The organism is Pantoea sp. alder81, from assembly GCF_020179835.1.
Lineage (GTDB): Bacteria > Pseudomonadota > Gammaproteobacteria > Enterobacterales > Enterobacteriaceae > Pantoea.
Genome location: NZ_JAIUDA010000002.1, coordinates 318331 through 345316 on the forward strand (window position 1 = coordinate 318331; position 26986 = coordinate 345316).

Below are 26986 nucleotides of genomic sequence, written 5' to 3' on the forward strand. Positions count from 1 at the left end.
TAACAAGTCATTATTGAATCAATCTGATTAACAACCGAGCAAAACTAGGCTTTTCTTAGCCATAAAAAAACCCCGCCGAAGCGAGGTTTTACATGCTTGAAGCTTAGAGCAATTAGCCCTGAAGCAGAGACAGAACCTGCTGTGGAACTTGGTTAGCTTTCGCCAACACTGAGTTACCCGCCTGCTGGATGATCTGCGCTTTAGACATGTTTGAAACTTCAGTTGCGTAGTCAGCATCCTGAATACGAGACTGTGCTTCAGACAGGTTGGTAGTGGTATTGTTCAGGTTAGTCACCGCTGAATCCAGACGGTTCTGAATCGCGCCCAGTGAAGAACGGAACTTATCAATGCTGCTGATAGCTGAGTCCAGTGCTGCCAGTGGATCTGAAGTAACAGTACCTGCGCTGGTGGTTTCGGTGGTCAGTTTACCTGAAGCGCTAACATATGCTTGTGATCCGACGTTTGCTGCGTATTTACCTGTGCCAGTACCACCCGTTACGCTTACTGCCCCAGTATCTTTATCAACTGAATATTTAGTGTCATAAGATGCTGTAGTTGTCAGGGCTCCGTCACTATCTACATACGCAGGATTAGAGGCTGTAGCACTTGAAACACCAGATTTGAAGCTCGCAGTGAAAGTAAGAGGACCGTTATTGAATTTAATTTTAACATCATCAGCAGTTGCATCGGCGTTAACCTTTGCCAACAGAGCATCCGATGAGATTGAATCTTTATAACTTACACCACCGCCAACAACTGGTGCACCTGCTCCGCCGTCGAAACTATATGTTTTACCGCCAAAATCAACAGATGATGCGATTGCTGCACCAGCATTGTTATTAGTATCTGCAGCACCAAACAGGCCTTTCATTGTAGCTGCAGTTGCTGAACCGGTTGGGTTGTTGGTTGTCAACGCACCACTAACAATATAAGCGGCCTGACCACCAATAGTAATGTTACCACTGGCATCTACATCAAAGTTTACTTTACCTGAAGTAGAGGTGTAGGTTCCTGACTGGGTCTGACCAGCCGCCGCTTTCAGAGAGTCACCTAGGTTTTGAGTATCGGTACCAGTTGCAACGACAGTGTTAGTAGTGAAATTTTTGTTGGTTGCATCATATGAATAGCTCTGAGCACCAATTGAAACGGTGTCCCCATCATTCAATTTGCCGAAAGCTGTTTTTGCATCAAGTGCATCAAACTTAGTAGTAACAGTGATAGCGCTTGAATTAGATACATCTGCACCAGTTGCCGCTAAGTCACTGATGGTCGCTGCTTTGTTAGCAATAGTACCAGTACCATTAACGTTAAAACCGTTCAGGCCCAGAGTAGAAGAGTCAATCTTCTTCAAGTCGATATTGATGGTCTCTCCATCATTCGCGCCAACCTGAATTTTCAGAGTGCCGTCTTTAGACAGTACATTCACGCCGTTGAACTGAGTCTGACCAGATACGCGGTCAATTTCGTCCAGACGTGATTTGATTTCGTCCTGAATTGAGTCCAGGTCAGACTGGCTGTTGGTGCCGTTCTGAGACTGTACAGTCAGTTCACGAACACGCTGTAAGTTGTTGTTGATTTCAGACAGTGCGCCTTCAGTAGTCTGCGCAGCAGAAATACCGTCGTTGGCGTTACGAGCAGCCTGAGTCAGACCAGTAATGTTTGACTGGAAGCGGTTGGCAATTGCCTGACCAGCAGCGTCATCTTTAGCGCTGTTGATACGAAGACCAGAAGACAGGCGCTCGATAGAGGTAGACAGAGCAGACTGGTTCTTGTTGATGTTGTTTTGGGTGATCAGCGAGAGGCTGTTGGTGTTAATTACTTGAGCCATGGTTTAAGTTCCTATTAATCAAGTCTTTGGTTATGGTTTGGGCTTCAACCCGCCGGCTTCAGCGCCGTCAAAGTTGTTATCGTCTGTGCTTAAACAACCTTTAGAGATTTTTTAGTACCAGGCGAAAATTTTTCCCTTCAACCTGTCACGCTTATCTTTATCGCCCTCTTCCCGCACTTCTTTAGTGCAGCTTGATCATTTTTCTAGCGCCAGAAATACCCTTCTCTATAGCTCTTATTCGCTTTATCAGTGGCTGGTAAATAATTCTAAACTTTGCCTCAGAAAAGCCGATAACCGCGGTATTCACTCTCCGTGTCGACATGAAAAGGAAACAACATGGCTAGTATCTCTACCCTCGGTGTCGGTTCAGGCCTCGACTTAAGTAGTATCCTTGATAGCTTATCTACGGCAGAGAAATCTGCGTTAACGCCGATATCGACTCAACAGACAGCGTATACCGCCAAGTTGAGTGCGTATGGCACACTTTCTAGCGCGCTCACCACCTTTCAGACCGCCAATACGGCTTTAGCCAGTGCCGATCTTTTTACCGCCACTACAGCTGCCAGCAGTACTACTGCTTTTAGTGCTACCACTTCTGGTAACACTATCGCGGGTAAGTACACCATTAGTGTGACTCAACTGGCGCAGGCACAAACGCTGACTTCCGGAGTGCAGACCAGTAACACCACTGCATTAGGTGATAGTTCTGCTGCCAGCCGTACCATGTCTATTAAACTGGCCGACGGCACCAGCAAAGACATTACTTTAACCAGCGATCAGACCTCTTTGACCGGTATGCGCGATGCCATCAACAGCGCAAACGCAGGTGTTAGTGCCAGCGTGATCAAAGTTGCAGATGGCTCTTATCGCCTGTCGCTAACAGCATCGAAAACTGGTGAAGCGAATGCGGTGTCCTCAATCAGTGTGACTGGCGATGACACTCTTAACGGCATCGTAGGTTTTGACTCAACTAAAACAGATGCCGATAACCCATTGGACGTCAGCGTTACGGCACAGGACGCAGAATTAACCGTCAATAACGTTGCGATCACCAGCAGCACCAATACCATCAGTGATGCACTGGAAGGAATTACGCTCAATCTGAATGATGTCACATCGGGCAACCAGACGCTGACAGTGACCCAGGACACATCAAAAGCCACTACGGCAGTATCGAATTTTGTAGACGCCTATAACACCCTGCTGGACCAATTCAATTCACTGACGAAATACACTGCAGTGGACGTCGGTGCAGATGCGCAGGACACCAGCAACGGTGCACTGGTAGGCGACAGTACGCTGCGCACCATTCAGACCCAGATCAAAAGCATGCTGACCAATAGCGCCAGCTCTTCAACCTATAAAACGCTAGCGCAAATTGGCGTTACCTCTGACCCGACAACGGGTGAACTGACGTTAGATTCTGACAAACTGAAAACCGAGCTGGCGAAAGATCCAACCGGTGTTCAAGAGATGATCCAGGGGGATGGTAAAACGACTGGTATTACCACTAAGCTGGGTACCAATTTGACCAGCTGGCTCTCCTCAACTGGCAGCATTCAGTCAGCAAAAGATGGCGTAAGTAAAACGCTCAACAATCTGACTGAGCAGTACAACGACATGAACACGCGAATCAATAATATGATCGCGCGCTACAAAGCGCAGTTCACCCAACTGGACGTCACAATGAGCAAGCTGAACCAGACCAGTAGCTATTTGACGCAGCAGTTTGAAACAACCAGCAGCTCAAGCTCTAGCAGCTCTTAATAAACAGGAGTGAACATGTACAGCGCAAATGGCACGCAAGCCTATGCAAAAATTGGTGTGGAAAGCTCGGTGATGAGCGCCAACCAACAGCAGCTGATCACCCTGCTGTTTGACGGCGCGACCAGTGCACTGATTCGTGCCCGCCTGTTTATGCAGGATGGCAATATTCAGGGTAAAGGTAATTCAATTTCCAAAGCGATCAACATCATTGAAAGCGGACTTAAACAGGGTTTGGATGAGCAGTCTACGGATGAACTCACCGTCAATCTTTTAGGGCTTTATACCTATATGGTCCGCCGCTTGATTCAGGCGAATCTGCGTAATGATGTTGAAGCCCTCGAAGAAGTAGAAGGTCTTCTGCGTAATATCGCGGATGCCTGGAAAGAAGTCGCACAACCTCAACACCTTCAGGACGCCGTTTAATGAATAACGCACCGCAACTGATAAACGTTTACCAACAGCTACTCGATCTCAGCCATGGAATGCTGCGCCTGGCCGCAGACGGCGAATGGGATGACCTGATTATTAAGGAAGTGGATTACGTCAGTGCGGTGCAAACTTTGGCCCGCTCGACTGAGGCCTCGCCACCGTCCAACTATTTGCAAGAGCAACTGCGTCCGGTACTGCGCCATATCCTAGACAATGAGAGTGAAGTCAGACGTCTACTACAGGCGCGCATGGATGAACTGTCGCAGTTGATTGGTCAATCCACGATGCAAAAGTCGGTGATGAGCGCTTACGGCAAGCAAGGCAATGTCTATCTGCCACAGAATTAATTCGCGGTGGGCTGAATGAGAAACGGGTGAGCATATGCTCACCCGTTTTTGTTTTGTTCTGTGCTTAGGAAATCACTTCTGCGCAGGCACCGAAACCGGCTGCATGATCTCAGGTGTAATATCCTGAATCACCGCGTCCTTCGGACGCTTCGCCACTTCTTCCAGCGCCTGCTGGCACTCAACGGTTGGACGATCGACCTTGCGCATGCGCAAGCCATCGTAGCGCAGCTCACCGTTCTCCAGCGTAATCGGCATCACGCGCACCTGGCGCGTCACGTTGACCCACTCATCGCTCAGGCGGGTTAGCTTGCCCGGCTTGGCAATCACGCGCTGCCACTGACGACAGTCCAGCGTATCGCCTTCTGCGCCAATGATCAGGCTGCCCATCGCCTGGCCACTGATCAACTTGCTCTGCGGTCCGACGGTTTGCCAGTTACCTTGCAGTTCCACTGGTGCCGGCGTTTTTACCGCTTCATCATAATTGCTGATTTGCGCACATCCGCTTAAGCTCAGCGCGGCCAGTATCATCCACTTTTTCATTCTTGGTCCCTACACTCGCATCAATGGCGGCTACGTTATAATTTTTCGCGTAAGTTACGCAAGGAATCTCGGTGAAAACCCGGCTGAGCCTGACAATACGGCGCGCGCACGTTACACTAGCGCGCAAGTCGATAAGCAGGAAATTCGCATGAAAACCCCAGAAGAGTATTATGCCCAGGCGCGCACGATGTTTTTTACTGCGCACGCCGATTTTCAAGCCGCGCTGGATGAACTAACCGAGAGCGATGCGCGCGCGGCTAACCTTTCACTGCGTCAGCTGCGCGAATGGCATGCTGAACGCATTTATGCGGCGTTCATTCGTCAGAAGAAGCTGGATGGCATGCTGTTTTCCATTCAACTGGCAGAGCCCGACAAAGCGGTTGCCGCTGAAGCCATTGAAACTTACCTGAAATCTCATGCGGAAGCGCTGGGAATGACGTGGGAAGAGTTCTGCATCAAAAACGAACTTTAAGCGAAGCGGCCCTAAAAATACATCTCAAACACACCTCCAACTACACAAATCGGCAAGGAAAAAGTTGTACAACTTCGAATAAGTTGTATAACTTATATCTGACGGCTTCGGTCGTAGATTGTCCTTGAACGAAGGTGCTTTTGCGCCGCCTCTGGAGGTGTTGCTGGATTTCCCCTCCAGAGGTTGTATTTTTTTGCTTACCCCTCGCGCTCAATCCCCTTCACTTCCACATAACTTGCCACCGCCAACAGACGATTAATGTGCGTCAGCAGCAGATCCACATCTGACTGTAAAAATTGTTGCCCGGCTCGCGATGCGGTCAAAATGGCATCCTGAACCGTGTCGCTAATCGTTAAGTTGTTATCCTGCTTCGCCTGAATCAATAAGGCCGCAATCAGTAATGACTGTGCCTCAACCTGCGCCACCAACTCTTTTGCTTCCGTATCCATTTTTGCCATTTTCAACAAAATATCGATCACCAGTTGACGCATGTTTACCCCCCTAAATAAGCCAATTCCCTGTTTAACGCTGTCGATTATCACCGCAAATCACGCTAGCCGCATCTCAGAAAGAAAAATATTCTTCCCTACAGGGCTTCGAGTCTTGCCACTGTTTTTATTTACAGTAATATGACGCACCCTCTTTAAAGAATGGACTGCCCTGATGTTTGTGGAGTTGATTTACGATAAGCGCAACGTCGCCGGTTTACCGGGCGCACGTGAGATGATATTGCAGGAATTGGAGAAGCGCGTGCAACGCGTATTTCCCGAGATCGAGGTACGCGTCAAGCCAATGGAGCGAAACGCCATTGATACCGATCTGAGTAAGAATGATAAAGCGACGGTGGCACGTATTGTCGAAGAGATGTTCGATGAAGCTGAGATGTGGCTGGTGGCCGATTAAGCCACCAGCGCGGGAGAACTTAGCTTTCTTGCTCGCTGTGATTGATGGCGATCTCCAGATCCTGAATCGCCTGTTCAATATCATCTAACAGCTGTCCCTGCTTGTTGAGCAGCGTGTCAAAACGTCCTGCGTACTCTTTGTCTTTGTACTCGCCTGCATCAAATGCCAACCAGTGGCTGGATAGCGTCTCAGTATTGGTTTGCGCATAGTGACGCATCTCTTTTAACTGGGAGGTGACATCACGCAGGTAGTCAGTTTTGGTTTTGATTGCCTCTGTATCACTCATGCTATCTTCCTTTTCGCTAATTAAACCCGTTTAAATAACGTCTGAATGATTAAATTTAGTTGAAAATAGCGAGACCGCACTAAGAATAATCGGAAGATGAAAAGGCGACCCGAAGGCCGCCTGAGCGTTACATGTACTTCCGTGCAAGTGCGATCAGCTCATCCTTCGCCGCTATACCTAATTTCTCAACGCCACTTTCGACAAAGTTAAACGCCTGAACAAAGTCCTTAACGCTGGCACTCATATCCTGACTGACAGCATCCGTACTGGCTCCCGTTACTGGCGGTTCAGCGCGAATCCCCGCGCCGGAAGCCGAGGAAGGCCCGGCGCTGGCAGAACCGTTTGCGAGTGTGTCCGGCGTGGCCAACTGCTGGGTGAGATCCGGCGCAGTTGCAGCAACTGACGCAGGTTGTGCCTCGCTGGCAGTACTTACCGCTGGCGTTGAGGTATCCAGGACGGGCGCACTGCTTACGGCCGGCGTTGCGGCATCCGGTGCTTCCACACTACTCACCGCAGGCGTTGTGGCATCCTGCCCCGTCGGCACCGCCACCTCATTAGCAAAACTCTCTAACGGTGATAGCGTGCTGGCATCCGGTGTTGCTGTTGCTGCACTATTTTCGATTACAGTTTGGTCGCTCATAATTTTCTCCTTCTTGCTTAATAAAGACCACAGTCGGCCGAAGCTGGCTGCAATCCGCTCGGTAATACTCATCATGGCCTCCTTAATGCGTCGATTCGGGTGGCACGTCTTCCCCCACAACCTGCTTCACTTTGTCCGCCGTTTTGTTGGCGGTGCGATCCGGCAAGCCGTCGAGCTTTTTCTGCAGCGTGACTAACTGGCTGGTCAGTTCGGCCACCCGCGCTTCCCGTCGATCGGAGATCGTGCGGTACTGCTGGCGAATATCTTCCACCCGGCGGTTTGCGCTGTTGTTAACGAAAACGAACATGATGGTCATCGCCACACACAGCAGCGACAGCATCAACAGCAGACCGCCTAGCAGTAACTGCCGCCGATGCCCTCTCACTGAAAACTCACTGTTTATCTGCACCATCGCGACTCTCCTCCAGGGTGGTGATCAGTTGATTGATCTGAATACGGAATTTTTCGCTGTGATCAGATTCCGTGGTGGCTAACAGAATGCCCAATGCGTTCTTAATCAGCCGTAAATCGGTTTCCAGCGAAGAGATGCGCCGCAGGTTTCTATCGTGCCGCACTCGCAGGTCATCGTTTTCCTGACGCATCAACGTGTGGCTTTCTTTGAGAAGCATCACCTGCTCTTTATAACTGGTGATGATCTCGCCGCCAGCGCGATTGCTGGTCACAATGGCCGCGATGCCGGCCATTAAGGGTTTCCAGAACACAGCTGCCGCACCGCCACCGAGAAGCAGCGCACCGACGCTGGTCACCAAACTACTTTCCATGCTGCACCTCTCTTCACTGGCAAGGGACCCGCCCGAGAAACATGTTGTCCGCCCTTGCCAGTTGCGCGGCCAACATCAGAATTTAAGTTTACTTTAATTAATGAATTTAAGTATACTTAAGTAAAACACAGCGGAGTTGTCAAGATGATGAAAAAAGAATCTGCGGGTGGACGCATCCGCAACCGTCGGAAAGCGCTGAAGCTCACGCAGCAAGCGGTAGCGAGTGGCATTGGCGTGTCACATGTTGCTGTTTCGCAATGGGAAAAGGATGAGACCGTCCCACGTGGAGAGAACCTGTTACGGCTGGCAGAATGGCTGCAATGCACAGCCGCCTGGATTATTGATGGTGAGGGTGAGGTGTTTACCGCCCCGCTTAATGTCAGTGACGTCAGCGCCTTGCCCTTGATCAGTTTGACGCAAGCGGTTGCCTGGATGCAGGAGGAACGCTTATTGATTCAGCAGCAGGCGACCCGCTTTCTGTATAGCAATAGCAAACTGAGTGAATCAGCGTTGGCGATCACCCTCGAGGATACCGCGATGCAACCTGACTACCGGCCTGGCGATACGCTGATATTTGATCCTGCCGTTGAACCGCAACCGGGTGATGTGGTGCTGGCGCAAATTAATGGTATGGCGCAGGTGCGCATTTACCGCCTGACGGCTGAACAGCACGACGAACAAATTTTCTCGTTACGCCCGTTAAATGATGATTTCCCCGTGCAGATATCATCGGAGAAAAAGATTGAATTGATCGGAACTATGATGGAAATGCGCCGCTATCGTGCAAGATAATCAAACGCAAAAAACCCGCCTATGAGCGGGTCAAAACAAGCAAAACTACGGCAATTATTACAATACATCGGTCAACTGATCGACGACAACCCTCCCGTGCACATCCTTCTGCGTAATACGATAGTTAACGTTATAAGAGCGGCGGTTGCAGAGCTTATCGAACAGCGTCACGCTGCCTTTTTGCCTGCCGTCTACGCTCACAATATGCCATTCAGTGACATCTTCCTGACCGCGGTTGTTGAGTCTTAACACGCTCTGTTCAATTAAACGGTCGCTATCATCAATCTTTAAATAGTCGCGTAACATTATGCTCACCTCTGGTTAACGAGGGCCAAGATACGCTTTTTATTAATCCATTCAATCGAAAATATTTATCGTAAATACTACCCTGCTGCGATTAATTAACAATCCGATTTGACGCTGGCCGCTAGCCGTTTCGGTTAACAGTTTATTTGGAAAATAGTTTACGGATACCCGCGTTTTTTTGAATAGATCGTGGCTGAAGCCTGCTAATGTAGGCCCCACAATAAATAGATGTTCGGACAGTCGTTATGCTCACCACCATCCTCTATCGCAGCCATCTTCACGACCACGTGCCGGTCAGGACTCTTGAAGACATGGTTGCTAAGGCCAATAAGAAAAATAAATTGTCGGATGTAACGGGCATATTGTTGTTTGACGGCCTGCACTTCTTTCAATTGCTGGAAGGTCCTCGCGACACCGTCCAGGGTATTTACCAGCGTATTTGTGCCGACGCGCGCCACCATAATTTAGTGGAACTGATGCATGACTTTGCACCCGCGCGTCGCTTTGGCAATCTGGGGATGGAATTGTTCGATCTGCGGGAACATGATAAAGACACGGTACTGCAAGCGATACTGGATAAAGGCACTTCCCGTTACCAGTTGACCTACGCCGATCGCGCATTACAGTTCTTGCGTACCTTTGTGATTGCGCGCGACAAAGAAAATTATTTTGAAATTCCGGCGGCGAATACTTGGGAATTTATTGCGGAGGAACCCGCACGCACAGTGCCCGACGAATGGGTGGCTCCATTGCAAGACTGTCGGTTCGCCTTCCAACCGATTATCGATCCCTTTGCCTGTCGCGTAGTGTCGTACGAAGCACTGATCCGCACGGCCAAAGGCGGTTCTCCCGAGGAGTATTTCTCCTCCTTCGAGGGTGATGCCATCTATCACGCCGATATCCAATCGAAAACGCTGGCGTTCAAACTCGCTAGCCTCTTAAACATCGGCGATCACAGCCTGTCTATTAATCTGCTGCCCATGTCGCTGGTCACGGTGCCGAATGCCGTGGAGATCTTGCTGGCAGAGATTGAAGCCAACGGCTTAATACCGGAGCAGGTGATTGTAGAGGTCACTGAGAATGAAATTATTTCTCGCGCTGACGAATTTGCCATTGAAGTCAGAAAACTTAAGGCTGCGGGAATCAGTCTGGCCTTTGATGATTTTGGCGCGGGTTTTGCCGGTCTGTCACTGCTGTCGCAATTTCAGCCAGATAAAATCAAAATTGACCGCCAGATTATTTGCGATGTGCACAAGAGTGGACCAAAACAAGCGATCCTACTTGCCATCATCAAATGCTGTTCGTTGCTGGAAATTGAGATCATTGCTGAGGGTGTTGAGAAAGCTGAAGAGTGGATGTGGCTGGAAGCGGCGGGGATTAGCCAGTTCCAGGGATATCTGTTCGCACGTCCGCAGTTAAATGGTTTCCCGGCTATCGCCTGGCCGGAAATCAAATAGCGAGCTGCGAGAGAGAATAAAAAACCGCCATAAGCCGGCGGTTTTTAAATTTAAAGCGGGAAGTAACCCGGTGGTAATAATCGATCGCTGATGACCTGGTAGTTCATCAACTTAAAAGAACTTAACGTGATGGGCACGGCAACGCAGGGTCGGTACCAGCCAAACTGCCTTATATATCGCCATACTTCAGGCGGATTATCTTTATCGCGAACCCAGTAATAACCTTCTTTCATTCTTACACGCTTCTTGTTGCTGCAACCATTACTCAACATTCCTCAACGCGTTGCGTGATGCGCATGTTGCACACCGAGTTCCCTGCTCTGAAGAATGCTTACCTAACGGGCACACTTTATCATACCGAAGTGCATTTGATCAGTAAGTGGTTGTTTTATTTAGCGCTTCGCTTATCGACTCACGATTTTCTGGCATAAAAAAAGCCGCATCAGCGGCTTTTTCAGACATCAATAATAAGCGACTTCAATGGTGCCATACTGCTTATCCGTGACTTGCCCTTCGGCATCGGTGGTCAGGGTATCGCAACGGTAAGGGACATCCTTCTTATACTGGCATTGTGTGGTGATCGTTTTACTCTGGCCGTTTCTTTGCACCGTCGTTACCACGTCGGATATTTTCTTCGCGCCCGCATCATGTTTGGCACTGGCACGCGAGACTTCCTCATCACCCTTCTTAATACTCAGCAGCGTCATATCGCCAGCGTTATTGTAAGTCAGACGAAATTTAACATCGGAGGCGGGAGATGAGATTTGATCGACCCATCCCTGATCGTTATAGCCAATATCCACCGTCATGGTCGGCGTGACTTTCTTTATTAGCGCGCACTGTTTATTCAGCGTCACCACCACATCCTGACCGTTCTCGATACCGGTGAGCTGATCGCCTTCGCGCGTCACTTCGGTGATCTCCCCTGCCTTATCAATCGATTTCACATGAGAAACACAGCCTTGTGCATCGAAGGCAATATCGACATCGAAGATTGGCGTGCCGTCGGCGCTAAACAGACGTTGATGGGTGCTTTTGACTTTGCCTGGAATGGCTTCGAACTGATAGAGGTAGGCGTAATTTTTCATCTGCGGCGCAAAGTCCGCATTTTTATTATCACAGCCGGATAGCATTATCATTGCCATCGTCAGCAGCAGGGTGTGCTTCACGTGAGAATCCTCTTCCCGATATAAGCTGTGTGTCAGGCCAGCATCATGCCGCTGTTACTGAAAAAGATAAATGCTTTCCCGCCTGACACCGCAACAATCTGTGCTGCCACTACACCTGCATATTCATGATGTCTGTATAGGCCGACACCAGTTTGTTACGCACCTGAATGCCCATTTGCATGGAAATTGAGGATTTCTGCAGATCGACCATCACATCATTCAACTGGATGCCCGGTTTGCCCATTTCAAAATCCTGCGCCTGGGTGCGCGCCGTGGTCTGCGTTTCACTGATCTTATCCAGTGCTGCTTTCATGGTGGCGCCAAAATCCACCTGACTGGTTGACTCTGCCTGCTTGCCGCTGGCCTGCAGTGACGTTAACTGCAGCTGCTGCAACACACCATCAATTGCCTGAATCGACATTGCCTGTACCTCATGGAAGAAGGGTTTAAATTTTCACGCTGCAAAAGTTAACACACTGTCAATAGGACAAAGGCGCTAAATAAACGTAAAAACCCCGGCTTATCCAGCCATCGAAGTGACCCAATTCATCAATAATGCCAGCCATAAGATTGGAAATTAATTTTCATTTGTTCCTCAAAACAGTTCGCATTGCTGCAAGGCGGCAAGTTCGCGAATCCCCAGGAGCTTACTCAGGTAAGTGACTGGGGTGAACGAACGCAGCCAACGCAGCAGTAATGCGAAATGTGAAGAGGAAAGTCAGGGAGTCTGTTTTGTCACCACAACTTACCCGGTCAATTATGTCAGGCAGGAATCGGTCATGAATGCGAGTGCAGCCGCCACACAAGATACCGCAAAGAAAGGTTTCAACGACCTTCTGGCCCGCCTGCGCGCCAATCCGCGAATTCCACTCATTGTTGCTGCCGCTGCCGCTATTGCAGTGGTTTTTGCGTTGGTGCTGTGGGCCAAAGCGCCGGACTATCGCGTCCTTTATAACAACCTCTCTGATGAGGATGGCGGCGCGATTGTCACTCAGCTGACGCAAATGAACATTCCTTACCAGTTCGCCGAGAACGGCGGTGCCTTGATGGTACCCGCCGATAAGGTACATGAACTGCGTCTGCGCCTGGCGCAACAGGGGCTGCCGAAAGGTGGCTCTGTTGGCTTTGAGCTGATGGATAAAGAGAAGTTCGGCATCAGCCAGTTCAGTGAGCAGATCAACTATCAGCGCGCGCTGGAAGGCGAACTGGCCCGCACCATTGAAACCCTCGGTCCGGTAAAGAGCGCGCGCGTGCATCTGGCGATGCCGAAACCGACGCTGTTCGTGCGTGAGCAAAAGGCCCCTTCTGCCTCCGTAACGCTGAACCTGCAACCGGGCCGCGCGTTAGATGAAGGCCAGATTCAGGCGATTCAGCACATGGTGTCGAGCAGCGTGGCCGGTCTTCCGCCGGGCAACGTGACCGTAGTGGACCAGGCCGGACGTCTGCTAACCCGTTCTGACAGCGAAGGTCGTGACCTGAATGATGCGCAGCTGAAGTACGCGTCTGAAGTGGAAGCACGTTATCAGCAACGTATCGAAGCCATCCTGAATCCGATTGTTGGCCAGGGCAATGTGCATGCGCAGGTGACGGCGCAGATCAACTTTGACCGTAGCGAACAAACTGACGAGAAGTATCAGCCGAACGCCGATCCGAACAACACCGCGATCCGTTCACGCCAGACTAATACCAACCAGCAGAACGGCAGCCCATATCCAGGCGGCGTGCCGGGTGCGTTGTCGAATCAACCTGCTCCAGCGAATACCGCGCCGGTTAACAATCCGCAGCAGCAAAACAACGCCAACGGCCAGAATGCCAATGGCCAGAACAACGCAGCGAACAACAACGGCACGACGACCAGCACACAGCAAAGTAGCGGCCCGAGCAGCTCAAGTCGTAATGACACCGTGAACTACGAGCTGGATCGTACCATTCGCCACACCAAGGTGAACGTGGGCGATGTGCAGCGTCTGTCGGTGGCCGTGGTGGTGAACTACCGTGATGATGGCAAAGGCAAAGCGGTTGCACTGAACGATCAGCAGATCAAGCAGATTGAAGACCTCACTCGTGAAGCGATGGGCTACTCGCAGAATCGTGGCGACAGCGTCAACGTGGTGAACTCGCAGTTCAACATCACCGAGCCGACTGGCGGTGACCTGCCGTTCTGGCAGTCGCAAGCCTTCTTCGACATGTTGATGAGCGGCGGTCGCTGGCTGCTGGTGGCACTGGTTGCCTTCATCCTGTATCGCAAGCTGGTCCGTCCACAGCTGATGCGTAAGAAAGCGCAGGAGCAAGCGGCAGCAGACGCTGCGGCAGCACGTGCCGAAGCCGTGGAGTCTGAAGAAGCCTACAGCGTGCAGCTCAGTAAAGATGAGCTGGATCAAGAGCGTAAATCGAATAACCGCATGAGCGCCGAAGTGATGAGCCAGCGCATCCGCGATATGTCTGAAAACGATCCGCGCGTTGTAGCGCTGGTTATCCGCGAATGGATGAGTAAAGAACTATGAGTCTGACCGGTACTGAAAAAAGCGCCATTCTGATGATGACCATTGGCGAAGAGCGTGCGGCCGAGGTGTTCAAACACCTCAACCAGCGTGAAGTGCAGCACCTGAGCGCCGCGATGGCGGGCATGCGTCAGGTGTCGCATAAGCAACTGACCGAAGTGCTGCGCGAGTTTGAAGCGGATGCCGAGCAGTTTGCTGCGCTGAGCCTCAACTCCAATGACTACCTGCGTTCAGTGCTGATCAAAGCGCTGGGCGAGGAGCGTGCTTCAAGTCTGCTGGAAGATATTCTCGAGAAAAACGAGACCACCAGCGGCATGGAAACGCTCAACTTTATGGAGCCACAAGCGGCAGCAGACCTTATCCGCGACGAGCATCCGCAGATTATCGCCACCATTTTGGTGCACCTCAAACGTGGCCAGGCCGCGGATATTCTGGCGCTGTTCGACGAACGTCTGCGTCACGATGTGATGCTGCGTATCGCCACCTTCGGTGGTGTTCAGCCGGCGGCGCTGGCAGAACTGACCGAAGTGCTGAACGGCCTGCTGGATGGCACCAACCTCAAGCGCGCGAAGATGGGCGGCGTGAGAACCGCGGCCGAAATCATCAACCTGATGAAGACGCAGCAGGAAGAAGCGGTTATCGAAGCGGTACGCGACTTCGATGGCGAACTGGCACAGAAGATTATCGACGAGATGTTCCTGTTCGAAAACCTGGTGGAAGTGGACGATCGCAGCATCCAGCGCCTGCTGCAGGAAGTGGAGTCCGAGCAGTTGCTGATCGCCCTGAAAGGTGCAGAGCAGCCGCTGCGCGAGAAATTCCTCAAGAACATGTCGGCACGTGCGGCCGATATTCTGCGCGACGATCTGGCCAACCGTGGTCCGGTGCGTATGTCGGCAGTGGAAAACGAACAAAAAGCGATCCTGCTGGTGGTCCGTCGCCTGGCAGAATCCGGCGAAATGGTAATTGGTGGTGGCGAGGAAACCTATGTCTGATGCCTTTTCCGCCCGTGCGTGGCAGCGCTGGCAGCCTGATGATTTAGGCAGCACCTTCAAAGTGGCAGAAGAACCGCAGCAGGAAGAGCCGGCCGCGGATGTCGAAATGAGCGCTGAAGAAGAGCAACAGCAAATGCTGGAGCGTATGCAGCAGCAGATGCGTAAAGATGCGCAGACGCAAGGCTACAGCGAAGGCTATCAAAAGGGCTTTGCCGAATCTCAGCAGAATGGCTATGACGCTGGATTTCAGCAGGGGCTGGCCGATGCCCAGCAGCAGCAGGCTCCGCTACAGGCGCGTATGCAGCAGTTGGTGACCGAGTTCCATCACACGCTGGAAGCGCTGGATAGCGTTATCGCCTCACGTCTGATGCAGCTGGCGCTGGAAGCGGCGCGCACGGTAATTGGCCAGGCTACGCAAGTGGACGGCACCGCCCTGCTGCGTCAGATTCAGCAGCTGATCCAGCAGGAACCGATGTTCAGCGGCAAACCGCAGCTGCGCGTGCACCCTGATGATTTACAGCGTATTGAGCAGACACTGGGTCCGACGCTGGATCTGCACGGCTGGAAACTGCTCGCCGATAACTCTCTGCATCCGGGCGGTTGTAAGCTCAGCGCCGAAGATGGTGATCTTGACGCCAGCGTGGCAACCCGCTGGCAGGAACTGTGCCGTCTGGCCGCGCCGGGGACACTGTAATGACCTCGTCACGTCTTTCACGCTGGCTTGGCGCACTCGATGCCTTCGAAAATCGTATTTCGCAGGTACAGACCGTGCGCCGCTACGGTCGCCTGACCCGCGCCACCGGTTTAGTGCTGGAAGCGACCGGGCTACAACTGCCGCTCGGTGCCACTTGCATCATCGAACGTCACGATGGCAACAACATCACTGAAGTGGAAAGTGAAGTGGTGGGCTTCAACGGTCAGAAACTGCTGATGATGCCGCTGGAAGAAGTGGATGGCATCTTGCCTGGCGCACGCGTGTATGCGCGCGTCAACGGCGATAGCGCCCACAGCGGTAAACAGTTACTGCTGGGCCCGGAATTGCTGGGCCGTGTGCTGGATGGCGCGGGCAAACCCCTTGATGGCCTGCCCGCACCCGACACTGGCTATCGTGCCCCATTGATCACCGCGCCTTTTAACCCGCTGCAACGTACACCGATTGAAGACGTATTAGACACCGGCGTACGTGCGATCAACGCCCTGCTCACCGTCGGGCGTGGTCAGCGAATGGGCCTGTTTGCTGGTTCCGGCGTAGGTAAGTCAGTGCTGCTTGGCATGATGGCGCGTTACACCAAGGCCGATGTGATTGTGGTCGGCTTGATTGGTGAACGTGGCCGTGAAGTCAAAGAATTTATTGAGAACATCCTCGGCGCAGAAGGTCGTGCGCGCTCGGTGGTGATCGCCGCACCGGCGGACGTTTCGCCGCTGCTGCGTATGCAGGGTGCCGCTTATGCCACGCGCATCGCGGAAGATTTTCGCGATCGTGGTCAGCACGTGCTGCTGATCATGGACTCCCTCACCCGCTATGCGATGGCACAGCGTGAAATCGCCCTCGCCATCGGTGAACCGCCGGCCACCAAAGGTTATCCACCGTCGGTGTTTGCCAAACTGCCAGCGCTGGTAGAACGCGCCGGTAACGGTACCCATGGCGGCGGTTCGATTACTGCTTTCTATACCGTCCTCACCGAAGGCGATGACCAGCAAGACCCGATTGCCGACTCGGCGCGTGCCATTCTTGATGGCCACATCGTGCTGTCGCGTCGTCTGGCTGAAGCCGGTCACTATCCGGCAATAGATATAGAAGCGTCCATCAGCCGTGCGATGACCTCGCTGATTGATGACACCCACTACGCGCGCGTGCGCCAGTTCAAACAGTTGCTCTCGAGTTTCCAGCGCAACCGCGATCTGGTCAGCGTCGGCGCGTATGCCGCCGGAAGCGATCCGATGCTGGATAAAGCCATCAAGCTTTACCCAGAAATGGAAGCCTTCCTGCAACAGGGGATTTTCGAACGCAGCGACTACGACGACGCCAGCCTGCATCTGCAGGCGATGTTCGGCTAGCGCGAGCTAAAGCGAGGTAAGCCATGAAAACTGCCAATGCTATCGACAAGCTACGTGACATGGCGGAGCAGGATCTGGAACAGGCCGTGATTCATTTAGGCGATATGCGCCGTGGCGTGAAGCAGGCAGATGAACAACTCTCCATGCTGCTCGATTATCAGGATGAGTATCGCAACAAGCTCAACACCGATATGTCAGGCGGCATTTCCAGCCTGCGCTGGACCAATTACCACCAATTTATTCAGACGCTGGAAAAAGCCATTGAACAGCATCGGCAGCAGCTTAATCAGTGGAATCAGCGCCTGGATCAGGCGTTGAGCAACTGGCAAGAGAAGCATAAACGCCTGAATGCCTATCAGACGCTGATCACCCGCGCTGAAGAGAACGCATTACGACAAGAAAACCGTCTCGACCAGAAACGGATGGATGAATTTGCCCAACGGGCCGCAATGAGGAGAGGCGAATGATTACGCTGCCAAATTTGGTTACGCAAACCTCTAAAGTTAGCGATGCAGGCAGTGCTGTAGCATCGGACAATTTACTGGGTACAGATGCGCTGCCACAGGGTTTTATCACTGAACTGGGTAACCGCTTACTGACGCTGGCTCAGCAACAAGGTGTTAACACGCAATCGACTGATCTGTCAGCAGAAGTCGATGGAAAAGACGTCACAAAAGCGTCATTAAGCGCGTTATTGCAGGCACTGGACAAACCAGAGGCGTTAAACGCACTTTTACAACCGGAAAACACTAAAGCCACGCTGAAATCAGCCGATGATAAAGACAAGACTGAGGCAAGTTCGTTAAGTGCCAGCGACTTACAGAATGTGCAGGCGCTGTTCGCCATGTTACCGGTTGCAGTAGAAGCGCGTAACAGCCAGAGCGCCAGCACCGATAAGACATCAGCTGAAGCAGGCGCTACGCTCAACGGGACATTGTTAAGCCGAACGCTGCAGAGCGCAGTGAAAGATGAGCAAGAGGCGCAGACAGACAGTACGTCTCACAAAAAATCCAGCGATGTGCTGAGCGGCGTCAGCCGAGATGCCAGCACCACGCAAACCAGTAGCAGTGCCGCTGCCGCCAGCAATACGGCCAGTACCACGGCCAGCAATAGCGCACTGTCACTGGATGAAAGTTTTAAGCAGGTGCTGAGCACGCTCAGCAAACCGGAAGAACGTCGTGATAGCCAAAGCGACACGGTAACGGCATTAACCAGCGCCCCGGTCAGCAGCAGTAGCACACTGACCAACAGTACGGCGACGGCCAGCACTACCCCGTCGACGCCGATGCTGAATGCCCAACTCGGCAGCAATGAGTGGCAGCAGGCGTTAAGCCAGCAAATCGTGATGTTCAGTCGCAACGGACAGCAAAATGCCGAATTGCGCTTACATCCCGAAGATTTGGGTGCAATCCAGATCAACCTGACCCTCGACAAGGATCAGGCGCAGTTAAGTATGGTTTCCAGCCACAGCCAAGTGAGGGCCGCGCTGGAAGCGGCTCTCCCTCAGCTGCGTACAGCGCTGGCGGAGAGCGGTATAAACCTGGGACAGAGTAATGTCAGCAGCGACGCCTTCGCACAAAGCCAGAATTATCAGGGCCAGCAGGAAGGACGTCGTGATGGCCAGCACGGCAGCTTTACCCTCTCCCAGGACAGTGAAAACGAGATAACGCCTATTGCCGTCCCGGCAGCCCTACAGGCGCGCGTGACAGGTAACGGCGCTGTCGATATCTTTGCCTGACAGCGGCTAAACGCTGAAGGTAAGCGTAAAACCCGCGTCTTTTCTTCCCATTGTTTGACTTAAGACGCGGGATAATCTGTCCAGGCGAGCCGAGAGGCTTGCCCATAATTCACAGGAAGTAACTGCAAACATGTCTGATAACGCGAAAGCTAAAGGCCGCAAACGTTCACTACTAATACCGGTGTTACTGATTGTAACTCTGGCCGCTTGCAGCGTGGCAGGCTATGCAGTCTGGCGAATGATGAATAAACACGAGGGTGACAAACCGGAAGCGGCGAAAGTTGAGCCACCGGCCGCCCCCGTATTTTTTGCAATGGATACGTTTACGGTTAACCTGGTCAATCCTGACAACGATCCCGATCGTGTGCTGTACGTAGGCTTTACGCTGCGTCTGCCGGATGAGGATACCCGACGTCGGTTGAACGATTACCTGCCTGAAGTGCGCAGCCGTTTGCTGTTGTTGCTTTCGCGTCAAAATGCCGCGCAGCTTGCAACCGAACAAGGCAAACAGGCCCTGGTTGAGCAGATCAAACAGGCGCTGGCACCTCCACTGGTAAAAGCTCAACCCCCGCAGGTGGTCAGTGACGTGCTGTTTACCGCCTTCATTTTGAGGTGATTTAATGGGCGATAGCATTCTCTCCCAGGCTGAGATTGACGCGCTGCTTAATGGCGACAGTGACAGTGCGGAAGTAGAGAACAGTTCCAAAGGGACCGATGGCGATATCCGTCCTTATGATCCTAATACCCAGCGTCGCGTGGTGCGCGAGCGTCTGCAGGCGCTGGAGATCATTAACGAGCGTTTTGCCCGTCATTTTCGTATGGCGCTGTTCAACCTGCTGCGCCGTAGCCCGGATATCAGTGTCGGTGCGATCAAGATTCAGCCTTACCACGAGTTCGCACGCAACCTGCCGGTGCCAACCAACCTGAACCTGATCCACCTGAAACCGCTGCGCGGTACTGCGCTGGTGGTGTTTTCACCGAGTCTGGTGTTTATCGCCGTAGATAACCTGTTTGGTGGTGATGGCCGTTTCCCGACGAAAGTGGAAGGCCGTGAATTTACCCATACCGAGCAACGTGTCATCCGCCGCATGCTGAAGCTGGCGCTGGATGGTTACAGCGATGCCTGGAAAGCCATTTATCCGCTGGATGTTGAGTACGTCCGTTCGGAAATGCAGGTGAAATTTACCAACATCACCACCTCACCGAACGATATCGTGGTCAATACCCCGTTCCAGGTGGAGATTGGCAACCTGGTCGGTGAATTTAATATCTGTATTCCGTTTTCAATGATTGAGCCGCTGCGCGAGCTGCTGGTCAATCCACCACTGGAAAACTCCCGTCAGGAAGATACGCACTGGCGCGACAATCTGGTGAAACAGGTGCAGCACTCGGAGCTGGAGCTGATTGCCCACTTCGCAGAAACATCGATGCGCCTGTCACGTATTTTGCAACTGAAACCTGGTGACGTCCTGCCCATTGAGAAGCCGGACCGCATTATTGCTCACGTCGATGGCGTACCGGTACTGACCAGCCAATATGGCACCATAAATGGCCAGTACGCGCTGCGTGTTGAACACCTGATTAACCCGATTTTGAATTCGCTGAACGAGGAACAGCCCGATGAGTGACAGCAAAAAACCGTCCGATGATATTTCTGCGGACGACCTGTGGGCTGAGGCAATGAACGAGCAGACAACCACCAGCACGCCTGATCCAACAGAGAACGTTTTCAAATCGTTTGAAAGCAACGGTGCCAGTGGCTCGCTGCAGGACATCGATCTGATTATGGATATCCCGGTCAAACTGACCGTGGAACTGGGTCGCACCAAGATGACCATCAAAGAGCTGCTGCGCCTGACGCAGGGTTCCGTGGTGGCGCTGGATGGCCTGGCCGGTGAACCACTGGATATTCTGATCAACGGATACCTGATTGCTCAGGGTGAAGTCGTGGTCGTGAACGACAAATATGGCGTGCGCATCACCGACATTATTACGCCATCTGAACGTATGCGTCGTCTGAGCCGTTAAGCATGTTAAAGAACGCGCAAATCGGCCAGCCGGTGCATAGCCAGCCGGTGGTCTCTACCGGTTCGGTGATTGGACAAGTCAGCAGCGTGCTGGCAGTGATTGTTCTGCTGATTCTGGCTTGTGGCTGGCTGGCAAAACGCCTCGGCTTTGCCCCGAAAACCGTCAACACCCAGGCGCTGAAAATCAGCGCCAGCGTGCAGGTGGGCCGCCAGGAACGTGTGGTGATTGTTGATACCGCCGATGCGCGTTTAGTACTGGGCGTCACTGCCCAGCAAATTACCCATCTGCATTCACTGCCACCGGTGCCACCTGAAGAGTTGGTGAACAAAGCCGTGGCGCCGCAGGATTTTCGTCAGCTGTTTCAGAATCTGGTTAAACGTCCCGGAAAACCCCAATGATGCGTCGATTGCTTCCCCTTTTGCCGCTGCTGTTGCTGGCACCGGTTGCCCATGCGCAGTTGCCAGGTCTGGTCAGCCAGCCGCTGGCGAATGGCGGCCAGAGTTGGTCGTTGCCGGTGCAGACGTTGGTGTTCATCACCTCACTGACCTTCCTTCCAGCCATTTTGCTAATGATGACCAGCTTCACCCGCATCATCATTGTTTTCGGTTTGCTGCGTAATGCTTTGGGTACGCCCTCGGCGCCACCGAACCAGGTGCTGTTGGGGCTGGCGCTGTTTTTAACCTTCTTTATTATGGCGCCGACCTTCGACAAAATTTACAGCGATGCCTATTTGCCGTTCAGCCAGGACAAAATCAGCATGGACGTGGCGATAGATAAAGGCGCCCAGCCGCTGCGCGAATTTATGCTGCGCCAGACGCGTGAAGCAGACTTAGCGTTGTTTGCTCGTCTTGCCAATACCGCGCCGATTGAAGGTCCGGAGGCGGTGCCGATGCGTATTTTGCTGCCGGCTTACGTTACCAGCGAACTGAAAACCGCCTTCCAGATTGGCTTCACCGTGTTCATTCCGTTCCTGATCATCGACCTGGTGGTTGCCAGCGTGTTGATGGCATTGGGGATGATGATGGTGCCGCCAGCGACCATTTCCCTGCCGTTCAAACTGATGTTGTTTGTGTTGGTGGATGGCTGGCAGCTGCTGGTAGGTTCACTGGCGCAGAGTTTCTACTCCTGAGTGGCTTCCGCCCTCGCCCTTTTTCTTACAGGAGCGCAGCATGACACCCGAATCGGTCATGGTCATCGGCCAGGAAGCGATGCGAATTGCCCTGATGCTCGCCGCCCCGCTGTTGCTGGCGGCGCTGGTCAGCGGTTTGATCATTAGTCTGTTACAGGCGGCAACGCAGGTAAACGAACAGACGCTCTCCTTTATTCCTAAGATTCTTGCCGTTGCCGCCACCGCGGTGATTGCCGGTCCATGGATGCTGAATCTGGTGCTGGATTACATGCGTAATCTGTTTACCAACCTGCCTTATATCATCGGCTGATGATTAATCTCGATAGCAGCCAGCTGGTCCATTGGGTCGCACAATTTTTCTGGCCGATGGTACGTTTGCTGGCACTGTTTGCCAGCGCGCCGGTGCTGAGTGAGAAATCCATTCCCAAACGCGTGAAAGTGGGCCTGGCGGTGTTGACGACCTGGATTGTCATTCCCGTGCTGCCCCCGGTAGAAGTCACGTTATTTACCCCAGCGGGTTTCTGGATCCTGTTACAGCAATTACTGATTGGTGTCGGGATCGGCCTGACCATGCAGCTGGCGTTTGCCGCTGTGCGCATGGCCGGTGAAGTGGTGGGTTTACAGATGGGCTTATCTTTTGCCACCTTCTTTGATCCTGGTAGCCGCCTCAACATGCCGGTGCTGGCCCGTTTTCTCGATATGCTGGCGATGCTGCTGTTTCTCACCTTCAACGGACACCTGTGGCTGATTTCGCTGCTGGTGGACAGTTTTCATACCCTGCCGATTAGCGATCAACCACTCAACGCCAATGCTTTTATGGCGCTGGTGAAGTCCGCCGGTTTAATTTTCCTTAATGGCATGATGTTAGCGCTGCCCTTAATTGTTTTATTGCTCACGCTAAACATGGCACTAGGTTTGTTAAACCGTGTTTCACCACAACTGTCGGTTTTCGCGATTGGCTTTCCGATTACCTTAACGGTGGGGATCCTCAGCCTGGGTATGATGATGCCGCTGCTCGCCCCCTTCTGTGAACATCTGTTCGGCGAAGTCTTTGATTTACTCGCGCAGTTTGTGTCAGAACTCTCCCGCGCACGCTGATTAACCATTCTGTAGTAGTTCTTATGCAATAGTTAAGTATTCAAAATCAATCTGTGCATTTTTCGAACCATATTTCTCAGAAATCAACTGAGGTTATTCTGATAAATGCGCATTTCAGGTGAAAATTATTCTTATTAAACGGCGCTTCGCGTATTTTAGTCAGACGATTCCTAAGGCGATAAACCTTGTGAATTGGTTGAATAAATGCTCAAAGGGCTGTTTTTAAACAAAAAAAATATTACAGCGATTTTTCTTGTCTAAATCCCTTTTTTCCGGCATTGTCAACACTCGCTGAAACGTCACACTTTCGCGATTCAAATGTTTTTAAGAATTGTCCTATCAGATTTGTCTGTGACTTGCGCGATAGTGACAGGGCTCTCAAAAACAGAGCGAATTACACACTTAATGCAAACTCCCGGCGATTCCCACTATCGCGGGGACAAGAGTGACGTGGAAGTAACACAATAAACTTCGCAGAAGGGTTCAGGGATAGAGTCATGATGGCGCACGGATATCATTCGCCAATCTGCCGAGCAGAATAAAAAAGTGTCTTTGGAAATCTCTCTCGTACCGCAAACGCGTATTCATCGTTGATTTAAACGGATAACAAATTGGTGAGGGTCGCTATAATGCCAACGATTATTATGGATTCATGTAACTACACACGCCTCGGATTATCAGACTATATGTCGGCCAAAGGAGTTAAAAAGAAAAATATCACTCCGGTCTCTGATATTGAACAACTGCAACAAAGATGTGAACAGCTTAAACCTGGTGTCGTCTTTATTAATGAAGAATGTTTCATTCATGAAGCTGATTCCAGCGATCGTATCCGCGCCATTATTATGCAGCATCCAGATACGCTATTTTTTATCTTTATGGCGATCTCGAATATCCATTTTGAGGAATATCTCTACGTTCGTAAGAACCTGATTATTACATCAAAATCGGTAAAAACTTCGACGCTGGATTCACTGCTTGGCACCTACCTGCAAAAGAAACTCAACGCTACCCCGCGTATTTCTGCAGGATTGGATATTCATCCACTGACATTAAGTCAGACTGAATCAAATATGCTGAAAATGTGGATGTCAGGACATGGCACCATTCAAATTTCAGACAAGATGCAAATTAAAGCCAAAACGGTATCGTCACACAAAGGTAATATTAAACGCAAAATTAAGACACATAATAAACAGGTTATTTATCATGTGGTGCGCCTTACCGATAACGTGACCTCCGGTATTTATGTCAACGTGCGATAGTCTTGCCTGTAAACAGTTTGAGTAAATAGCCGTAGCCGACAAAGGGCCAATCCGCAGATTGGCCCTTTGTCGTTTTGCTGAGATTTGCGAGCCAGGTCTCACTTCGCTGCCTAATCCTTTGCCGTTAACTGCCGATGCTTGTTCTCAGAACACCTACCCAAAATGAGAGCAAGGATATGAAAACAGCATCGATTGATGAGCAATATAAGCTCAGCATCTGGCAGAACCTGCGCCTGATGCCTCTTTTCAGCATGATCTTTGGTGGCATTCTGCTGCTTTTTGCCCTGTGTATCGGCCTCGCCAGCTATTTTTTAATCCAGAGTAATAATTCCCTCAATGATGCCACGGATGAAATTCAAATCCGTATGGGTATCTCTAATAGCTCAAACCATTTACGTACTGCTCGCCTTAACGTATTGCAATCAGGTGCCGCCGCCCGTATTGGCGAGATGGATGGCTATCGCGCCGACCTGGCGCGCACCGAAACTCGCATCAAACAAGCGCGCGACGGTTTTAAAATCTATATGGACCGCAAAGCGAAGACGCCAGAGGATATCGCGCTGGATACGCCGCTCACGGCGGCCTTTAATGACTATATCGATAAGGGCCTGAAGCCGATGATTGAATCGGCGAAGCAAGGCAGCTTTGAAGGGATTGTGGCGCAGGAAACCGACGTCACACGTAAGTTAGATGATGCGTATAACGCGGTGTTACTCAAAGCCATTAAGATTCGTACCGACCGCGCCGAGGCAATCAACGCTGAAGCCGCGCATCAGTCACGTGTGGGCTTTATTGCCATGGTCGTGGCCTTTGCTGCCGCGCTGCTGTTGGTGCTCCTCACCTTCGTCTTCCTGCGTCGTGTGGTGATCAGCCCACTGCGTCAATCGGTTGAGCGCATTGAGCGCATTGCTCAGGGCGACCTGACAGCACCGGAACAAGCTTATGGCCGTAGCGAGATCGGCAGCCTGTTACATAACCTGCAGCTGATGCAGGCTGCACTGGTGCGCACCGTCGGCACTGTCCGCGAAGGCGCTGTCGCCATCTATCAGGGGTCGAGTGAGATTTCGGCCGGTAACACCGATTTGTCTTCACGTACGGAAGAGCAGGCTTCCGCGCTGGAGCAAACCGCTGCAAGCATGGAGCAGCTCACCGCGACCGTGAAGCAAAATGCGGAGAACGCCCATCACGCCAGCCAACTGGCTGCGGATGCTTCCGGTAAAGCCCGCAGCGGTGGCGAACTGGTGCATGGCGTAGTGAAAACTATGACCAATATCTCCGGCAGCTCGAAGAAGATTGCTGAAATCACCAACGTGATTAATAGCATCGCCTTCCAGACCAATATTCTGGCACTGAACGCGGCGGTAGAAGCGGCACGTGCCGGTGAGCAAGGCCGTGGTTTTGCCGTGGTGGCGAGTGAAGTGCGCAATCTGGCTCAGCGCAGTGCTCAGGCTGCAAAAGAGATTGAATCGCTGATTGCTGAGTCGGTCGACCTGATTAATAACGGTTCACATCAAGTAGGCGAAGCCGGTACGACCATGGGAGAGATCGTCGAAGCGGTACGTCGCGTGACCGATATTATGTCGGAAATCGCGGCAGCCTCTGATGAGCAGAGCCGTGGCATTCAGCAGGTCAGCCTGGCAGTCACCGAGATGGACAACGTCACGCAGCAGAACGCCTCGTTGGTAGAAGAAGCGTCTTCAGCAGCAGCGTCGCTGGAAGATCAGGCAGGCCGTCTGACGCAGGCGGTATCCGCGTTTAAATTGAATGACTCGCCAGCCTCGCGCGTAATGGCTTCAAGCGCAGGAACGTTGAAAGCCCCTACGCTGACACCGCGTCCCGCTCTGTCGGCTGCGAGCAGTAATGATAACTGGGAAACGTTTTAATTCATCCGGCCACCCAGGATGACCTTCACTTAATACACATCAGGTGCACATCAATGTGCACCTGATTTTTTTATGCCGCTTTTAGGCTTCCTCGTAGGGTTCAACAAAGACCCCTTCCGCATGGTCGCTTTCATTGAAGAACCAAATTCCCAGCGGATAATCCTCCAGCGCCACCAGATACATGACCCCTTCGTTAAAACCTTCCACTGCCAGTACCGTACCCACGCGACGTGGGCCGCCATCGGTTTTTACCGTTACACGGTCATTCACCTGCATTGATTACTCTCCAGATATTGTCCTGAATACAGTGTAACGGAAGAAAATGGCAGCCGCCTGATCCGGATCAGCGTCGGGCGATTACCCATACCGCATGCACAATGCCCGGAATATAACCGCACAGCGTCAGCAGAATATTCAGCCAGAAGGCGCCGCCGAAGCCCACCTGCAGAAATACGCCCACTGGTGGCAGTAAAATCGCAATCACAATTCGAATAAAATCCATACTAACTCCCTGATATCACTTATTTATCGTCAAGCTCTAAGCATAGTCGCTGATTCCAATAATGAGATGACAGG

At 51.9% G+C, this 26986-nt stretch carries 34 protein-coding genes; 22 read left to right on the forward strand and 12 right to left on the reverse strand.

The window, feature by feature from the left end; all coding sequences use genetic code 11:
* Positions 1–112: 112 nt before the first annotated feature.
* On the reverse strand, positions 113–1828 hold the full coding sequence (locus LBW88_RS06405; RefSeq protein ID WP_224931594.1) for a FliC/FljB family flagellin: 1716 nt from the start codon (positions 1826–1828) through the stop codon (positions 113–115).
* A gap of 336 nt (positions 1829–2164) precedes the next feature.
* Here LBW88_RS06405 and fliD point away from each other — a divergent pair, with 336 nt between their 5' ends.
* Genes fliD through fliT form a run of 3 tightly spaced genes read left to right on the forward strand, consistent with a single transcriptional unit; the run spans position 2165 to position 4371 of the window.
* Positions 2165–3595: a flagellar filament capping protein FliD gene (gene fliD / locus LBW88_RS06410; protein WP_224931592.1), complete on the forward strand. Its 1431-nt coding sequence runs from the start codon at positions 2165–2167 to the stop codon at positions 3593–3595.
* A 15-nt stretch (positions 3596–3610) separates the two neighbouring features.
* Entirely contained in the window at positions 3611–4018 is a 408-nt protein-coding gene (fliS, locus tag LBW88_RS06415; RefSeq protein WP_224931590.1) for a flagellar export chaperone FliS, read from the forward strand.
* Entirely contained in the window at positions 4018–4371 is a 354-nt protein-coding gene (fliT, locus tag LBW88_RS06420; protein WP_166932217.1) for a flagella biosynthesis regulatory protein FliT, read from the forward strand. The genes fliS and fliT overlap by 1 nt, the downstream gene beginning before the upstream one ends.
* Before the next feature lie 72 nt (positions 4372–4443).
* Here the strand turns inward: fliT and yedD are convergent, their stop codons facing one another.
* A complete protein-coding gene (yedD, locus tag LBW88_RS06425; protein ID WP_224931588.1) occupies positions 4444–4911 on the reverse strand; it encodes a lipoprotein YedD in 468 nt (155 codons plus the stop codon).
* 148 nt (positions 4912–5059) lie between these two features.
* Between yedD and LBW88_RS06430 the strand changes: the two genes are divergently transcribed.
* Complete coding sequence (locus LBW88_RS06430) at positions 5060–5383, forward strand: DUF6388 family protein (RefSeq protein WP_224931586.1); 324 nt, start codon at positions 5060–5062, stop codon at positions 5381–5383.
* A 197-nt stretch (positions 5384–5580) separates the two neighbouring features.
* Here LBW88_RS06430 and iraP read toward each other — a convergent pair whose 3' ends face one another.
* Positions 5581–5874 carry an anti-adapter protein IraP gene (gene iraP / locus LBW88_RS06435; RefSeq protein ID WP_058959875.1) on the reverse strand — a complete coding sequence of 98 codons (294 nt, stop codon included), beginning with the start codon at positions 5872–5874 and terminating at the stop codon, positions 5581–5583.
* 172 nt (positions 5875–6046) lie between these two features.
* On the opposite strand from iraP, the gene LBW88_RS06440 reads away from it, so the two are divergent.
* The gene (locus LBW88_RS06440) at positions 6047–6286 is read left to right on the forward strand and encodes a DinI-like family protein (protein ID WP_038646364.1); all 240 of its coding nucleotides are present in this window, start codon (positions 6047–6049) and stop codon (positions 6284–6286) included.
* A gap of 19 nt (positions 6287–6305) precedes the next feature.
* On the opposite strand, the gene LBW88_RS06445 is transcribed toward LBW88_RS06440, so the two are convergent.
* The 4 genes from LBW88_RS06445 to LBW88_RS06460 all read right to left on the reverse strand — a co-directional run bounded on the left by LBW88_RS06445 (position 6306) and on the right by LBW88_RS06460 (position 7994).
* Complete coding sequence (locus LBW88_RS06445) at positions 6306–6572, reverse strand: hypothetical protein (RefSeq protein WP_224931584.1); 267 nt, start codon at positions 6570–6572, stop codon at positions 6306–6308.
* Between the two features lie 127 nt (positions 6573–6699).
* On the reverse strand, positions 6700–7212 hold the full coding sequence (locus LBW88_RS06450; protein WP_224931583.1) for a hypothetical protein: 513 nt from the start codon (positions 7210–7212) through the stop codon (positions 6700–6702).
* 82 nt (positions 7213–7294) lie between these two features.
* Complete coding sequence (locus LBW88_RS06455) at positions 7295–7624, reverse strand: hypothetical protein (protein WP_224931581.1); 330 nt, start codon at positions 7622–7624, stop codon at positions 7295–7297.
* Positions 7605–7994 (reverse strand): hypothetical protein, encoded by a 390-nt coding sequence (locus LBW88_RS06460; RefSeq protein ID WP_224931579.1) that lies wholly within the window; start codon positions 7992–7994, stop codon positions 7605–7607. The genes LBW88_RS06455 and LBW88_RS06460 overlap by 20 nt, the downstream gene beginning before the upstream one ends.
* Before the next feature lie 144 nt (positions 7995–8138).
* Here LBW88_RS06460 and LBW88_RS06465 point away from each other — a divergent pair, with 144 nt between their 5' ends.
* Positions 8139–8786 carry a helix-turn-helix domain-containing protein gene (locus LBW88_RS06465; RefSeq protein WP_224931577.1) on the forward strand — a complete coding sequence of 216 codons (648 nt, stop codon included), beginning with the start codon at positions 8139–8141 and terminating at the stop codon, positions 8784–8786.
* Positions 8787–8843: 57 nt separating this feature from the next.
* Here the strand turns inward: LBW88_RS06465 and LBW88_RS06470 are convergent, their stop codons facing one another.
* The gene (locus tag LBW88_RS06470) at positions 8844–9092 is read right to left on the reverse strand and encodes a hypothetical protein (protein WP_224931575.1); all 249 of its coding nucleotides are present in this window, start codon (positions 9090–9092) and stop codon (positions 8844–8846) included.
* Between the two features lie 245 nt (positions 9093–9337).
* On the opposite strand from LBW88_RS06470, the gene LBW88_RS06475 reads away from it, so the two are divergent.
* The gene (locus tag LBW88_RS06475; protein WP_224931573.1) at positions 9338–10549 is read left to right on the forward strand and encodes a diguanylate phosphodiesterase; all 1212 of its coding nucleotides are present in this window, start codon (positions 9338–9340) and stop codon (positions 10547–10549) included.
* 461 nt (positions 10550–11010) lie between these two features.
* On the opposite strand, the gene LBW88_RS06480 is transcribed toward LBW88_RS06475, so the two are convergent.
* On the reverse strand, positions 11011–11718 hold the full coding sequence (locus LBW88_RS06480) for a YnfC family lipoprotein (protein WP_224931571.1): 708 nt from the start codon (positions 11716–11718) through the stop codon (positions 11011–11013).
* A gap of 109 nt (positions 11719–11827) precedes the next feature.
* Positions 11828–12139, reverse strand: coding sequence for a flagellar hook-basal body complex protein FliE (gene fliE, locus LBW88_RS06485; protein WP_224931569.1), 312 nt, complete (start codon positions 12137–12139; stop codon positions 11828–11830).
* A gap of 358 nt (positions 12140–12497) precedes the next feature.
* Here fliE and fliF point away from each other — a divergent pair, with 358 nt between their 5' ends.
* The 15 genes from fliF (at position 12498) to LBW88_RS06560 (ending at position 26410) form a co-directional block, all read left to right on the forward strand.
* Entirely contained in the window at positions 12498–14222 is a 1725-nt protein-coding gene (gene fliF, locus LBW88_RS06490) for a flagellar basal-body MS-ring/collar protein FliF (protein ID WP_224931567.1), read from the forward strand.
* A complete protein-coding gene (gene fliG / locus LBW88_RS06495; protein ID WP_058959881.1) occupies positions 14219–15211 on the forward strand; it encodes a flagellar motor switch protein FliG in 993 nt (330 codons plus the stop codon). The genes fliF and fliG overlap by 4 nt, the downstream gene beginning before the upstream one ends.
* The gene (gene fliH / locus LBW88_RS06500; RefSeq protein WP_224931565.1) at positions 15204–15905 is read left to right on the forward strand and encodes a flagellar assembly protein FliH; all 702 of its coding nucleotides are present in this window, start codon (positions 15204–15206) and stop codon (positions 15903–15905) included. Before fliG ends, fliH begins: the two co-directional genes overlap by 8 nt.
* Entirely contained in the window at positions 15905–17269 is a 1365-nt protein-coding gene (fliI, locus tag LBW88_RS06505; RefSeq protein ID WP_224931563.1) for a flagellar protein export ATPase FliI, read from the forward strand. The genes fliH and fliI overlap by 1 nt, the downstream gene beginning before the upstream one ends.
* Before the next feature lie 23 nt (positions 17270–17292).
* Positions 17293–17736, forward strand: coding sequence for a flagellar export protein FliJ (gene fliJ, locus LBW88_RS06510; protein ID WP_224931561.1), 444 nt, complete (start codon positions 17293–17295; stop codon positions 17734–17736).
* Entirely contained in the window at positions 17733–19007 is a 1275-nt protein-coding gene (locus LBW88_RS06515; protein WP_224931560.1) for a flagellar hook-length control protein FliK, read from the forward strand. Before fliJ ends, LBW88_RS06515 begins: the two co-directional genes overlap by 4 nt.
* A 130-nt stretch (positions 19008–19137) precedes the next feature.
* Positions 19138–19623 carry a flagellar basal body-associated protein FliL gene (gene fliL / locus LBW88_RS06520; RefSeq protein ID WP_224931557.1) on the forward strand — a complete coding sequence of 162 codons (486 nt, stop codon included), beginning with the start codon at positions 19138–19140 and terminating at the stop codon, positions 19621–19623.
* Between the two features lie 4 nt (positions 19624–19627).
* A complete protein-coding gene (gene fliM, locus LBW88_RS06525; protein ID WP_200569675.1) occupies positions 19628–20635 on the forward strand; it encodes a flagellar motor switch protein FliM in 1008 nt (335 codons plus the stop codon).
* Positions 20628–21035, forward strand: a complete 408-nt coding sequence (fliN, locus tag LBW88_RS06530) for a flagellar motor switch protein FliN (protein WP_200569673.1) — start codon at positions 20628–20630, stop codon at positions 21033–21035. The genes fliM and fliN overlap by 8 nt, the downstream gene beginning before the upstream one ends.
* A 2-nt stretch (positions 21036–21037) precedes the next feature.
* A complete protein-coding gene (gene fliO / locus LBW88_RS06535) occupies positions 21038–21433 on the forward strand; it encodes a flagellar biosynthetic protein FliO (protein ID WP_224931555.1) in 396 nt (131 codons plus the stop codon).
* Positions 21433–22164: a flagellar type III secretion system pore protein FliP gene (gene fliP / locus LBW88_RS06540; protein ID WP_224932022.1), complete on the forward strand. Its 732-nt coding sequence runs from the start codon at positions 21433–21435 to the stop codon at positions 22162–22164. Before fliO ends, fliP begins: the two co-directional genes overlap by 1 nt.
* Positions 22165–22204: 40 nt before the next feature.
* A complete protein-coding gene (fliQ, locus tag LBW88_RS06545; protein ID WP_100700840.1) occupies positions 22205–22474 on the forward strand; it encodes a flagellar biosynthesis protein FliQ in 270 nt (89 codons plus the stop codon).
* Complete coding sequence (fliR, locus tag LBW88_RS06550) at positions 22474–23262, forward strand: flagellar biosynthetic protein FliR (protein WP_224931553.1); 789 nt, start codon at positions 22474–22476, stop codon at positions 23260–23262. The genes fliQ and fliR overlap by 1 nt, the downstream gene beginning before the upstream one ends.
* Positions 23263–23891: 629 nt before the next feature.
* Positions 23892–24527: a transcriptional regulator RcsA gene (rcsA, locus tag LBW88_RS06555; RefSeq protein WP_224931551.1), complete on the forward strand. Its 636-nt coding sequence runs from the start codon at positions 23892–23894 to the stop codon at positions 24525–24527.
* Between the two features lie 176 nt (positions 24528–24703).
* Positions 24704–26410 (forward strand): methyl-accepting chemotaxis protein, encoded by a 1707-nt coding sequence (locus LBW88_RS06560; RefSeq protein WP_224931549.1) that lies wholly within the window; start codon positions 24704–24706, stop codon positions 26408–26410.
* An 81-nt stretch (positions 26411–26491) separates the two neighbouring features.
* On the opposite strand, the gene dsrB is transcribed toward LBW88_RS06560, so the two are convergent.
* Both dsrB and LBW88_RS06570 read right to left on the reverse strand, forming a co-directional pair.
* Positions 26492–26686, reverse strand: a complete 195-nt coding sequence (gene dsrB / locus LBW88_RS06565; RefSeq protein WP_224931547.1) for a protein DsrB — start codon at positions 26684–26686, stop codon at positions 26492–26494.
* 67 nt (positions 26687–26753) lie between these two features.
* The gene (locus LBW88_RS06570) at positions 26754–26912 is read right to left on the reverse strand and encodes a YqaE/Pmp3 family membrane protein (protein ID WP_100700845.1); all 159 of its coding nucleotides are present in this window, start codon (positions 26910–26912) and stop codon (positions 26754–26756) included.
* Positions 26913–26986: the final 74 nt, after the last annotated feature.

Coding starts and splice junctions, on each gene's coding strand:
- LBW88_RS06405 (WP_224931594.1), bottom strand. CDS start 1,828: ATGGCTCAAGTAATTAACACCAACAGCCTCTCGCTGATCACCCAAAAC.
- fliD (WP_224931592.1), top strand. CDS start 2,165: ATGGCTAGTATCTCTACCCTCGGTGTCGGTTCAGGCCTCGACTTAAGT.
- fliS (WP_224931590.1), top strand. CDS start 3,611: ATGTACAGCGCAAATGGCACGCAAGCCTATGCAAAAATTGGTGTGGAA.
- fliT (WP_166932217.1), top strand. CDS start 4,018: ATGAATAACGCACCGCAACTGATAAACGTTTACCAACAGCTACTCGAT.
- yedD (WP_224931588.1), bottom strand. CDS start 4,911: ATGAAAAAGTGGATGATACTGGCCGCGCTGAGCTTAAGCGGATGTGCG.
- LBW88_RS06430 (WP_224931586.1), top strand. CDS start 5,060: ATGAAAACCCCAGAAGAGTATTATGCCCAGGCGCGCACGATGTTTTTT.
- iraP (WP_058959875.1), bottom strand. CDS start 5,874: ATGCGTCAACTGGTGATCGATATTTTGTTGAAAATGGCAAAAATGGAT.
- LBW88_RS06440 (WP_038646364.1), top strand. CDS start 6,047: ATGTTTGTGGAGTTGATTTACGATAAGCGCAACGTCGCCGGTTTACCG.
- LBW88_RS06445 (WP_224931584.1), bottom strand. CDS start 6,572: ATGAGTGATACAGAGGCAATCAAAACCAAAACTGACTACCTGCGTGAT.
- LBW88_RS06450 (WP_224931583.1), bottom strand. CDS start 7,212: ATGAGCGACCAAACTGTAATCGAAAATAGTGCAGCAACAGCAACACCG.
- LBW88_RS06455 (WP_224931581.1), bottom strand. CDS start 7,624: ATGGTGCAGATAAACAGTGAGTTTTCAGTGAGAGGGCATCGGCGGCAG.
- LBW88_RS06460 (WP_224931579.1), bottom strand. CDS start 7,994: ATGGAAAGTAGTTTGGTGACCAGCGTCGGTGCGCTGCTTCTCGGTGGC.
- LBW88_RS06465 (WP_224931577.1), top strand. CDS start 8,139: ATGATGAAAAAAGAATCTGCGGGTGGACGCATCCGCAACCGTCGGAAA.
- LBW88_RS06470 (WP_224931575.1), bottom strand. CDS start 9,092: ATGTTACGCGACTATTTAAAGATTGATGATAGCGACCGTTTAATTGAA.
- LBW88_RS06475 (WP_224931573.1), top strand. CDS start 9,338: ATGCTCACCACCATCCTCTATCGCAGCCATCTTCACGACCACGTGCCG.
- fliE (WP_224931569.1), bottom strand. CDS start 12,139: ATGTCGATTCAGGCAATTGATGGTGTGTTGCAGCAGCTGCAGTTAACG.
- fliF (WP_224931567.1), top strand. CDS start 12,498: ATGAATGCGAGTGCAGCCGCCACACAAGATACCGCAAAGAAAGGTTTC.
- fliG (WP_058959881.1), top strand. CDS start 14,219: ATGAGTCTGACCGGTACTGAAAAAAGCGCCATTCTGATGATGACCATT.
- fliH (WP_224931565.1), top strand. CDS start 15,204: ATGTCTGATGCCTTTTCCGCCCGTGCGTGGCAGCGCTGGCAGCCTGAT.
- fliI (WP_224931563.1), top strand. CDS start 15,905: ATGACCTCGTCACGTCTTTCACGCTGGCTTGGCGCACTCGATGCCTTC.
- fliJ (WP_224931561.1), top strand. CDS start 17,293: ATGAAAACTGCCAATGCTATCGACAAGCTACGTGACATGGCGGAGCAG.
- LBW88_RS06515 (WP_224931560.1), top strand. CDS start 17,733: ATGATTACGCTGCCAAATTTGGTTACGCAAACCTCTAAAGTTAGCGAT.
- fliL (WP_224931557.1), top strand. CDS start 19,138: ATGTCTGATAACGCGAAAGCTAAAGGCCGCAAACGTTCACTACTAATA.
- fliM (WP_200569675.1), top strand. CDS start 19,628: ATGGGCGATAGCATTCTCTCCCAGGCTGAGATTGACGCGCTGCTTAAT.
- fliN (WP_200569673.1), top strand. CDS start 20,628: ATGAGTGACAGCAAAAAACCGTCCGATGATATTTCTGCGGACGACCTG.
- fliO (WP_224931555.1), top strand. CDS start 21,038: ATGTTAAAGAACGCGCAAATCGGCCAGCCGGTGCATAGCCAGCCGGTG.
- fliP (WP_224932022.1), top strand. CDS start 21,433: ATGCGTCGATTGCTTCCCCTTTTGCCGCTGCTGTTGCTGGCACCGGTT.
- fliQ (WP_100700840.1), top strand. CDS start 22,205: ATGACACCCGAATCGGTCATGGTCATCGGCCAGGAAGCGATGCGAATT.
- fliR (WP_224931553.1), top strand. CDS start 22,474: ATGATTAATCTCGATAGCAGCCAGCTGGTCCATTGGGTCGCACAATTT.
- rcsA (WP_224931551.1), top strand. CDS start 23,892: ATGCCAACGATTATTATGGATTCATGTAACTACACACGCCTCGGATTA.
- LBW88_RS06560 (WP_224931549.1), top strand. CDS start 24,704: ATGAAAACAGCATCGATTGATGAGCAATATAAGCTCAGCATCTGGCAG.
- dsrB (WP_224931547.1), bottom strand. CDS start 26,686: ATGCAGGTGAATGACCGTGTAACGGTAAAAACCGATGGCGGCCCACGT.
- LBW88_RS06570 (WP_100700845.1), bottom strand. CDS start 26,912: ATGGATTTTATTCGAATTGTGATTGCGATTTTACTGCCACCAGTGGGC.